At 61.3% G+C, this 10,073-nt stretch carries 10 protein-coding genes; 5 read left to right on the plus strand and 5 right to left on the minus strand.

What is annotated here, in order from left to right:
• Nucleotides 1-391 precede the first annotated feature (391 nt).
• Entirely contained in the window at nt 392-1,159 is a 768-nt protein-coding gene (locus tag ABM562_RS11925) for a hypothetical protein (protein ID WP_460422059.1), read from the plus strand.
• Between the two features lie 94 nt (nt 1,160-1,253).
• Here the strand turns inward: ABM562_RS11925 and ABM562_RS11930 are convergent, their stop codons facing one another.
• Together ABM562_RS11930 and ABM562_RS11935 are read right to left on the minus strand one after the other, a co-directional pair.
• Nucleotides 1,254-1,736, minus strand: coding sequence for a GAF domain-containing protein (locus ABM562_RS11930; protein WP_115085905.1), 483 nt, complete (start codon nt 1,734-1,736; stop codon nt 1,254-1,256).
• The gene (locus ABM562_RS11935) at nt 1,733-2,623 is read right to left on the minus strand and encodes an ATP-binding protein (RefSeq protein WP_115085904.1); all 891 of its coding nucleotides are present in this window, start codon (nt 2,621-2,623) and stop codon (nt 1,733-1,735) included. Before ABM562_RS11935 ends, ABM562_RS11930 begins: the two co-directional genes overlap by 4 nt.
• 82 nt (nt 2,624-2,705) lie before the next feature.
• Between ABM562_RS11935 and ABM562_RS11940 the strand changes: the two genes are divergently transcribed.
• A complete protein-coding gene (locus ABM562_RS11940) occupies nt 2,706-5,066 on the plus strand; it encodes a response regulator (protein WP_115085903.1) in 2,361 nt (786 codons plus the stop codon).
• Here the strand turns inward: ABM562_RS11940 and ABM562_RS11945 are convergent.
• A complete protein-coding gene (locus ABM562_RS11945; RefSeq protein ID WP_115085902.1) occupies nt 5,059-5,544 on the minus strand; it encodes a glutathione peroxidase in 486 nt (161 codons plus the stop codon). The two genes, ABM562_RS11940 and ABM562_RS11945, sit on opposite strands and share 8 nt — an antisense overlap.
• A gap of 15 nt (nt 5,545-5,559) precedes the next feature.
• Nucleotides 5,560-5,952 carry a peptide-methionine (R)-S-oxide reductase MsrB gene (msrB, locus tag ABM562_RS11950; RefSeq protein ID WP_115085975.1) on the minus strand — a complete coding sequence of 131 codons (393 nt, stop codon included), beginning with the start codon at nt 5,950-5,952 and terminating at the stop codon, nt 5,560-5,562.
• 167 nt (nt 5,953-6,119) lie between these two features.
• Here msrB and ABM562_RS11955 point away from each other — a divergent pair, with 167 nt between their 5' ends.
• Together ABM562_RS11955 and htpX are read left to right on the plus strand one after the other, a co-directional pair.
• Nucleotides 6,120-7,331 carry a pyridoxal phosphate-dependent aminotransferase gene (locus ABM562_RS11955; protein ID WP_010226289.1) on the plus strand — a complete coding sequence of 404 codons (1,212 nt, stop codon included), beginning with the start codon at nt 6,120-6,122 and terminating at the stop codon, nt 7,329-7,331.
• Between the two features lie 225 nt (nt 7,332-7,556).
• Nucleotides 7,557-8,444, plus strand: coding sequence for a protease HtpX (gene htpX, locus ABM562_RS11960; RefSeq protein ID WP_036996500.1), 888 nt, complete (start codon nt 7,557-7,559; stop codon nt 8,442-8,444).
• Nucleotides 8,445-8,492: 48 nt separating this feature from the next.
• Here htpX and ABM562_RS11965 read toward each other — a convergent pair whose 3' ends face one another.
• Complete coding sequence (locus ABM562_RS11965; RefSeq protein WP_115085901.1) at nt 8,493-9,143, minus strand: thiopurine S-methyltransferase; 651 nt, start codon at nt 9,141-9,143, stop codon at nt 8,493-8,495.
• Nucleotides 9,144-9,248: 105 nt separating this feature from the next.
• Here ABM562_RS11965 and ABM562_RS11970 point away from each other — a divergent pair, with 105 nt between their 5' ends.
• Complete coding sequence (locus ABM562_RS11970; protein WP_233673645.1) at nt 9,249-10,016, plus strand: DODA-type extradiol aromatic ring-opening family dioxygenase; 768 nt, start codon at nt 9,249-9,251, stop codon at nt 10,014-10,016.
• Nucleotides 10,017-10,073: the final 57 nt, after the last annotated feature.

Raw genomic sequence — 10,073 nt, forward strand, 5'->3', positions numbered from 1 at the left:
AACCCCTGTTACCGCCGTGAAAGGGCGGTGTCCTAGGCCACTAGACGAAGGGGACACGCTACAACATTCACTCCCTGCCGCGTTTCGCTGTGTGCTTTACGCTGCAAGTGGCGCGCATTCTAGGGATGCTTTGATAAGTCGTCAACCCCTCTGTATAAATTTATTTAAATCAATGACTTCGCGGCGCCTAGCGCTGTTGAACCATGACTTTGCGCGCCGGGGTCTTGACGATTATTTTCTGACACCCCTACCCGCCTGCGGCCCAGCAGCCACGGCAATCTACAAGCAAAAGGCCATCAATTGCCCACGAGCAACCGCCAAACAGCTCTATCCGGCTAAAAGCTTAGCCACTACACTCAAACAGTAAATCATCCTGTATGAGGCGTTAACGGTGACACCACTTCTGATCACCCTGCTTATAGTAGCGGGGATCGCATTATTGATCGTGATCGGCTACCTGAACAATGTGGTCGAGAACAACAAGCTCGAGCGTGCCCGGCTGAAGATCGAGCTGGCCGAGCGCTTGCGCCGTTGTGGCGAAATCACCGAAACCTTCCCCGGCCAGTTGATGACTCCAGCGCTCAAGCTGCTGCTGACCCGCCTGGAGCTCAACCTCAACCAGCGTCGGCTGACCCTGGACAAGCACAGCCGGGATATCAAGGCGCGGATTGCCGAACTCGAAGGCTTGATCACCAAAGGCGAAGCACTGCCGGTGAACAACCCGCCAATGCCGATCCAGACCGAAGCCCGGGCCAAGGATGTGCGCTTCCTGCTCGAGGGCATGCACAACCAGATCACCCGCGCCGCCCAGGAAGGCTTCCTGCCGACCAACGAAGCCAAGTACTGGGTCAAGGAAGTCCGTCACATTCTGGTGTTGTTGCACATCGAGTTCTTCAACAACCTCGGCCAGCAGGCGCTGCAACAGAACCAGCCGGGGCATGCGCGCCTGGCGTTCGAGCGTGGCGTGCAGTACCTGCGCAAACAGCCTGACCCGGCGGTTTACCGCGAGCAGCTGGAATACATGGAGAAGCTTCTGGCCCGGGCCAATGCCCAGGTGCTGAGCCAGCTGGAACCGGCCGAGGACGAAACCAACGCCCTGACCGAAGGCTTGAAGACCGACACCACCGAAGACTGGAAGAAGAAGGTCATTTACGACTGACAAGCTTCGCGGGGCAAGTCGAGGCGTCGCACCGCCGCTCCTACAGGATTCGCACTTGTAGGAGCGGGCTTGCCCCCCGATCAAAGTTCACTCGTCAGCAATCAGTCAAACGCAGAAAAATCCCCGCCAAACGCTCCAGCCCCACCTGATCCGCCTCACTGAAACGCGCAAGCTTCGGGCTGTCCAGGTCCAGCACGCCAAGCAACCGCCCGTCCTTGACCAGCGGAATCACCAGCTCGCTGTTCGACGCACTGTCGCAGGCAATGTGCCCGGGAAACGCGTGCACATCTTCCACCCGCTGGGTTTCCTGGCTGGCCGCTGCCGCCCCGCATACTCCACGGCCGAAAGGGATGCGCACGCAGGCCACCTGCCCCTGGAACGGCCCGAGGACCAACTGCTCGTTACGATTGAGGTAGAAGCCGGCCCAGTTCAGGTCTTCGACCTGGCTGTAGAGAAACGCCGAAAACTGCGCGGCGTTGGCAATGAAGTCGCGCTCATCGGCAAGCAGGGCTTCCAGCTGTGCCGCCAGCAGGCCATAACCTTCAAGGCCGGCGCCGGTAGCGTTGAGATCGATCATGGTTTTTGCTCCAACAGTTTCAGCCCGACCCAATAGCGGGCGAACTGGTAGGCACAACGGCCGTTACGGTTGCCGCGGCCGGTGGCCCAGCGCACAGCGAGTATGTCCAGCTCTGCATCGCGGCTCCAGGCCAGGCCCGCGCTTTCGGCCAACTGGGTGATCCAGTGCTCGACCACGTTGAGGAAATGCTCCTGGGTGAAGGGGTAGAACGACAGCCACAGGCCGAAGCGGTCAGACAGGGCAATCTTGTCCTCCACCGCCTCGTTGGGGTGCAGTTCGCCGTCGACCATCTTCCAGTTTTCGTTGTCGCTCTGCTTTTCCGGCACCAGGTGCCGGCGGTTCGAGGTGGCGTACAGCAGCACGTTGTCCGGCGCCTGCTCCAGCGAGCCGTCGAGCACGCTCTTGAGCACCCGGTAGTCACCCTCCCCGGCTTCGAACGAGAGATCATCGCAAAACAGCACAAAGCGTTGCGGCAGCTTCTGCAGTTGCTCGACCACCCGCGGCAGGTCGGCCAGGTGATCACGCTCGATTTCGATCAGACGCAGGCCGGCCTTGGCATGCTCGGCCAATAACGCCCGCACCAGCGACGACTTGCCGGTACCACGCGAGCCCCACAGCAGCGCATGGTTGGCCGGCATGCCATCGAGAAACTGGCGGGTGTTGCGCCCCAGTTGTTCGCGCTGCTGATCGACACCGATCAGGTCGGACAGACGCATGTCGAGGCTGACCTCCAGCGGCAACAGATAACCGCTACGGCCATCGCGCTGCCAGCGCGCGGCCAGGCACTGAGACCAGTCGATGCTCTGGCGCGGTGCCGGCAACAAGGGTTCAAGGCGGGCGAGCACGGTTTCGGCGCGCTCCAGAAAAGCGTTCAAACGAGAGTCCACAAGACTTCCTCTAGACAGGTGCAAGGACAAAAGCACAGCTGAATGTGTGACAGGGCGTGCCAGCAGCCGGGACTGATCGGCTATGCTTGCGCAGCGCACGGAACGTGAAACTGGCTCGGGACTCATGGATATCAAGTTCACCAATCGCCTGTCCTACAAGCAAGCCCGGCTGACGGTCCTGGTCGGCTTCATCCTGGGTACATTGCTCAGTCTCATCCAGATCGGTATCGATTATGCCAGTGAAGACGCCTCCATCAACCGCGAGATGCAGGCGTTGCTGCAAATCAGCCATAACCCGGCATCGCGCATCGCCTACAACATCGATGCCGAGCTCGCCCAGGAACTGACCCGTGGCCTGCTGCAATCACCGGCCATCACCCGCGCCCGGCTGATCGACAATAACCAAACAGTACTCGCCGACGTGCAGCGCCCGCGCCAGGAAAGCGGTTATCGCCTGATGAGCGATTTTTTGTTCGGCGACAATCGTGAATTCCAGGACCGGCTGTTTCTCAGCCACATGCCCGATGATTACCTCGGCACGCTGTTCCTGGAAGTCGACACCTTCACCTTCGGCAGCCGCTTTCTCAAGCGTGCCGAGGTCACCCTGCTCAACGGTTTCATGCGCAGCCTGATCCTTACCGGCATTCTCCTGGGTCTGTTCTACATCATGCTGACCCAGCCGCTGGTGCGGGTGATCAGCGCCCTGAGCAACAGCGACTCGCGCAATCCGGCGCAGTCCAAGCTGTCGTTCCCGCCCGGTCACGAACACGACGAGATCGGCGTGCTGGTCAAGGTTGCCAACCAGCAGTTCGTCAGCATGGCCACCGAGATCCAGCAACGGCGCAATGCCGAGAACCGCCTGACCGATTACCTCAACGAACTGGAAAACATCGTCTCGGCGCGCACCAACGAGCTCAAGGCCAGCAACACCCGCCTGAGCCAGTCCAATGAAGAGCTCGAAGAAGCCCGGCGCCGCGCCCTGGACATGGCTCAGGCCCGCGCCGCCTTTCTGGCCAACATGAGCCATGAAATCCGCACACCGCTCAATGGCCTGCTGGGCATGATCGCGCTTTCCCTGGACAGCCCGCTCAATGCCGAACAACGCCAGCAGCTGTCGATTGCCCACGACTCGGGCAAGGTGTTGGTGGAGCTGCTCAACGATGTTCTCGACCTGTCCAAGTTCGATGCCGGGCAGCTGGAGCTAGAACGCATCCCCTTCGACCTTGGCGCCCTGGTCGAAGATACCGCCAACCTGCTGTCGCAGAACGCCGCACCCAGCGTCGAGCTGACCTGCCTGATCGACCCGCAGTTCCCTTCGATGGTGCTCGGCGACCCGACCCGGGTGCGGCAGATCGTCAGCAACCTGCTGTCCAATGCCTTGAAATTCACTCGCTTCGGCCGTGTCGATGTGCGCCTGAGCAGTTACCCCGGCGGCGTTCGTCTGGAGGTCTGTGATACCGGCATCGGCATCCCCAGCGAAGCCCAGGTAAGGATCTTCCAGCCCTTCACCCAGGCAGGTGCCGGCATCACTCGCCAGTACGGCGGTACCGGCCTGGGCCTGGCGCTGACCAATAACCTCTGCGAGGCCATGCAGGGGCGCCTGAGCATCAGCTCCGAAGCCGGCTTCGGCAGCCAGTTCAGCGCCGAACTGCCCTTGCCCAGCCATACGGCGGCGGTACCTGCGCAAGCCTTGCGCGGCAGTGTTGCGGCAATCAGCAATGCCAGCAGCGGCCTCGCCGAATTGCTACAGACGCTGCTGCCCGGCTGGGGCCTGGACTACCAACGTTACGACAGCCCCGAGCAACTCAAGAAGGCAACGCCAGACCTGCTGATCACCGATGACCTGGACTGCCTGTTCAACCTGCGTCCACTGATCAGCGCACCGATTCTGCTGGTTACCGCCTATGGCAACTTCCTGCCCGGTGAACAGGCAGCACACCTGGCCCCTCTACAGCAGCAGGCACGGCCGCTGGCGCGCAACGCCCTGTACCAGACCCTGCGGCGCACATTGCACGGGGCCGACAGTATCAACCAGTCACCACTCAGCGGCGCCCAGTACAGCGAGCGCCGCGCGCGCATTTTGCTGGTCGAGGACAACCCGGTAAATCAACTGGTGGCCAAGGGCATGCTGGCCAAGCTCGGCTGCGAGGTCAGCGTCGCCGCCCATGGTGCCGACGCGCTTGAACAGCTGGAGCAGTCACCCTTCGACCTGGTACTGATGGACTGCAACATGCCAGTGATGGACGGTTATGAAGCCAGCCGGCGGATCCGCCAGAGCGGACGCTGGCCAGACCTGCCGATCGTCGCCCTGACCGCCAACGCCATGCCCGAAGAGCGCGAACGCTGCCGGGCGGCGGGAATGAGCGACTACCTGGCCAAGCCGTTTCGCCGCGAAGAGCTGCTGGCACTGATCGATCACTGGGTGCCGTTGACGACTACCTGAGCAGTTTTTCGATTGAGCCGGTCAAGGCGTCCGGCTTGGTGCTCGGCGCATAGCGGGTGACTTTGCCGGTGGCCGGGTCGAGCAGAAACTTGGTGAAGTTCCACTTGACCCCTTGCGAGCCGAAAAAGCCGGGGGCGCGCTTTTTCAACTCGACAAACAGTGGATGGGCGCCGGCGCCATTGACCTCGATCTTGCGAAACAACGGGAAACTGACGCCGAAGTTCAGCTCGCAGAACTGCGCAATTTCGTGCGCATCGCCTGGCTCCTGCTTGCCGAACTGGTTGCAGGGGAAGCCCAGCACCACCAGCCCCTGCTCGCGATAACGCTGCCAGAGCTGTTCAAGGCCTTTGTACTGCGGGGTAAAACCGCACTGGCTGGCAGTGTTGACCACCAGCAGCGCCTTGGCAGGGTAATCGGCCAGGGCTTTTTGCTCACCGGTAAGGGTAATGCAGGGAATCTTCAGCAGTGCGTCGGCCATGACCTTTCTCCTTTATCAGCGGGGAACCAGGTCCAGGCAGACCGAGTTGATGCAATAGCGCAGCCCGGTCGGCGGCGGACCGTCAGGGAACACATGCCCCAGGTGGGCATCACATTTGGCGCAGGTGACCTCGGTGCGGATCATGCCGTGGGAAGTGTCGCGAATCTCGATCATCGCGCTGTCGGCAATCGGCTCATAGAAGCTGGGCCAGCCACAACCGGAATCAAATTTGGCTTGCGAATCGAACAGCGCTTCGCCGCAGCAGATACAATGGTAGACGCCATCGGTCTTGGTGCCATTGTATTTGCCACTGAACGGCCGCTCGGTGCCCTTCAGGCGGCACACGTTGTACTGCTCGGGGTCGAGCATGGCGCGCCATTCTTCCAGGGTTTTCTCGAGTTTTTCCATCATCAGGCCTCATCTGTCCAAAAACCCCGCGCCATGGCTTTTCCACAGAGCGGGTGGCACGTATATTATTGCGCCTCATCAGACATCAGTCTGGCACCCGCGTCATACGCATTTCAAACGTTTTCACAGCGCAATGCGCGGCGATCTTTTCTAATCGGGATCACATCATGCAGGTCAGCAAATCGAACAAGCTCGCCAATGTCTGCTATGACATTCGCGGCCCGGTGCTCAAGCACGCCAAACGCCTGGAAGAGGAAGGTCATCGCATCCTCAAGCTGAACATTGGCAACCCGGCACCCTTTGGTTTCGAGGCGCCGGACGAGATCCTCCAGGATGTGATACGCAACCTGCCGACCGCCCAGGGCTACAGCGACTCCAAAGGCCTGTTCAGCGCGCGCAAGGCGGTGATGCAGTACTACCAGCAAAAGCAGGTCGAAGGTGTCGGCATCGAAGACATCTACCTGGGCAACGGCGTCTCCGAACTGATCGTGATGTCGATGCAGGCGCTGCTCAACAACGGCGACGAAGTGCTGATCCCGGCCCCGGACTACCCGCTGTGGACCGCCGCAGTCAGCCTGGCCGGCGGTAACCCGGTGCATTACCTGTGCGATGAGCAGGCCGACTGGTTCCCGGACCTTGACGACATCAAGGCCAAGATCACCTCCAACACCAAGGCCCTGGTGATCATCAACCCGAACAACCCGACCGGTGCCGTGTACTCGCGCGAGCTGCTGCTGGGCATGCTTGAGCTGGCCCGCCAACATAACCTGGTGGTGTTTTCCGACGAGATCTACGACAAGATCCTCTATGACGAAGCCGTGCACATCAGCACCGCTTCGCTGGCCCCGGACCTGCTCTGCCTGACCTTCAACGGCCTGTCCAAATCCTACCGGGTAGCGGGCTTCCGCTCCGGCTGGCTGGCCATCTCGGGGCCCAAGCACCACGCCCAGAGCTACATCGAAGGCATCGACATGCTGGCCAACATGCGCCTGTGCGCCAACGTACCGAGCCAGCACGCCATCCAGACCGCCCTCGGCGGCTACCAGAGCATCAACGACCTGGTGCTGCCGCAGGGCCGCCTGCTGGAACAGCGCAACCGCACCTGGGAACTGCTCAACAGCATTCCCGGGGTCAGCTGCGTCAAGCCGATGGGTGCGCTGTATGCGTTCCCGCGCATCGACCCGAAAGTCTGTCCAATCCACAACGACGAGAAGTTCGTCCTCGACCTGCTGCTCTCGGAAAAGCTTCTGATCGTCCAGGGTACCGCCTTCAACTGGCCATGGCCGGACCACTTCCGCGTGGTGACCCTGCCACGGGTCGACGACCTGGAGCAGGCCATCGGCCGCATCGGAAACTTCCTGAAGACATATCAGCAGTAACCTACATTTGATATCGAATCGTCTGCGCCACTCCCGGCGCAGACCTTACAGAGCAAGCGTTCAGCCCTGACATCACCCGCCGCTCTGGCGTGCGGGTTGCTGGAATTCGTCTGTAATACAGGCAAGTACACAGTTTGAAATAGTCGCCCTGTTGAATCACCGCAGCGCGCACCTTATATACCCCGCATACGTGACACTTTTATCCGTCAGGAGAACGTAACAACCATGATGCGCATCTTACTGTTTGTGGCCACCAACCTCGCGGTTGTGCTGATTGCCAGCATTACCTTGAGCCTGTTTGGCTTCAACGGGTTCATGGCGGCCAACGGGGTTGACCTCAAACTCGACCAGCTGCTGATTTTCTGTGCGGTGTTCGGCTTTGCCGGCTCGCTGATCTCGCTGTTCATCTCCAAGTGGATGGCGAAGATGAGCACTGGCACGCAAATCATCAGCCAGCCGCGCACCCGCCACGAACAATGGCTGCTGCAGACCGTCGAGGAACTGTCCCGCGAAGCCGGCATCAAGATGCCGGAAGTGGGTATCTTCCCGGCCTACGAGGCCAATGCCTTCGCCACCGGCTGGAACCGCAACGATGCACTGGTAGCGGTCAGCCAGGGGCTGCTGGAGCGTTTTTCGCCCGATGAAGTACGCGCTGTACTGGCCCACGAGATTGGCCACGTAGCCAACGGCGACATGGTCACCCTCGCCCTGGTGCAAGGGGTGGTCAACACCTTCGTGATGTTCTTTGCCCGCATCATCGGCAACTTCGTCGACAAGGTGATCTTCAAGAACGAAGAAGGCCAGGGTATCGCCTACTATATCGCGACCATCGTCGCCGAACTGGTACTGGGCATCCTGGCCAGCATCATCGTCATGTGGTTCTCGCGCAAACGCGAGTTCCGCGCCGACGAAGCCGGTGCCCGCCTGGCCGGCACCAACGCAATGATCGGCGCCCTGCAGCGCCTGCGCTCGGAGCAAGGTGTACCGGTGCACATGCCCGACACCCTGAACGCCTTCGGCATCAACGGCGGCCTCAAGCAGGGCCTGGCCGGCCTGCTGATGAGCCACCCGCCGCTGGAAGACCGTATCGAAGCCCTGCGTCGTCGAGGCTGATCGGACACCCGCTACAAAAAAGGGCGACTTCGGTCGCCCTTTTGCATTTCAGCGCTGCAGCCGGTACACCCGCTCGAACAGCAGCGGCACCCCGGCCTGAACGAACTTGGGACTCTCGGCGAGAATGTCCCGCGCCTCCAGCGCCTGCGGCTGCCAGCCAGCGAACAGCTGCCGCACCTCTGCATCGACCACCGCAAAGGGCGGCCCCTCCAGCAGGGCCTGGTCGTAATCCATGGTGATCAGCAGGCCTTGGCAATCTTGCGACAGGTATCCAGTCAGCAGCGCTGCATAGCGCTCGCGCGACGCCGGCGGCAAGGCAATCACCGCCGCCCGGTCATACAGTGCACTGCAGTCGGCGATATCTTCGACCTGCAAGGCGAAGAAGTCACCACACCACACCTCCAAAGGGCCGCTTCGATAGGTCTTGAACGCGCCCCGCTGGCCGACCTCGGGCTGCAACTGCTGCTCGCTGAAAAAGTCCTCCACCGCACGCTGGGAAAGCTCGACACCGAGCACCTGATGGCCCTGCCCGGCCAGCCAGGCCAGGTCCAGGCTCTTGCCACACAAGGGCACCAGCACCTTGCTACCGGGCGCCAGGCCCAGCGTCGGCCAGAACTGCTGCAGGTAGCTGTTGACCCGCCCCTGATGAAAGCCGATCTGATTGTCCGCCCAGCGTTTGTGCCAGAACTCTGCCTGCATGGCATACCTCGAATTATTCGATGGGTTTATGCGAAAACTTATATTGGAATCAGATCAATGATCTGCCGGAAGATGGACTCATCTTAACCGCCAGGAACCCTTTCCATGCTGCCTAGCCTGTTTATTTCTCACGGCTCGCCCATGCTCGCCCTTGAACCTGGCGCCAGCGGTCCGGCCTTGGCACGCCTGGCCGCAGAGCTGGCGCGACCCAAGGCCATCGTGGTGGTCTCGGCGCACTGGGAGAGCCGTGAGCTGTGGGTGTCCGGCCACCCCCACCCCGAAACCTGGCATGACTTCGGCGGTTTTCCTGCCGCCCTGTATGCCGTGCAGTATCCCGCCCCCGGCGAACCGGCGCTGGCCGAGCGACTGACGAGCCTGTTGTGCGATGCCGGACTACCCGCGCGCCTTGACCCCAAACGCCCCTTTGACCATGGCGTGTGGGTTCCGCTGTCACTGATGTATCCAGCGGCCGACATCCCCGTGGTACAGGTCTCACTCCCCAGCCAGATGGGTCCGCAGTTGCAGGAACGGGTGGGCAAGGCCCTGGCGCAACTGCGCGAGGAAGACATCCTGTTGATCGGCTCCGGCAGCATTACCCACAACCTGCGCGAACTGGACTGGCAAGCCGGCCCGGAAAGCGTCGAGCCCTGGGCCCTGGCGTTTCGTGACTGGATGATCGACAAGCTGGCAGCCGATGACACCCCTGCCCTGCACGACTACCGCCAGCAAGCGCCGTTTGCAGTGCGCAACCATCCAAGTGATGAGCACTTGTTGCCGCTGTACTTCGCCCGGGGTGCGGGTGGGCGCTTCGGGATTGCCCACCAGGGGTTTACGCTGGGGGCGCTGGGGATGGATATCTACCGGTTCGACTGATCCTGCGCGCTCGATCGCTGGCAAGACCAGCTCCCACAGGATTGGCGCAAGACCTGT

The sequence above is a fragment of the Pseudomonas sp. ZL2 genome, from assembly GCF_054788455.1.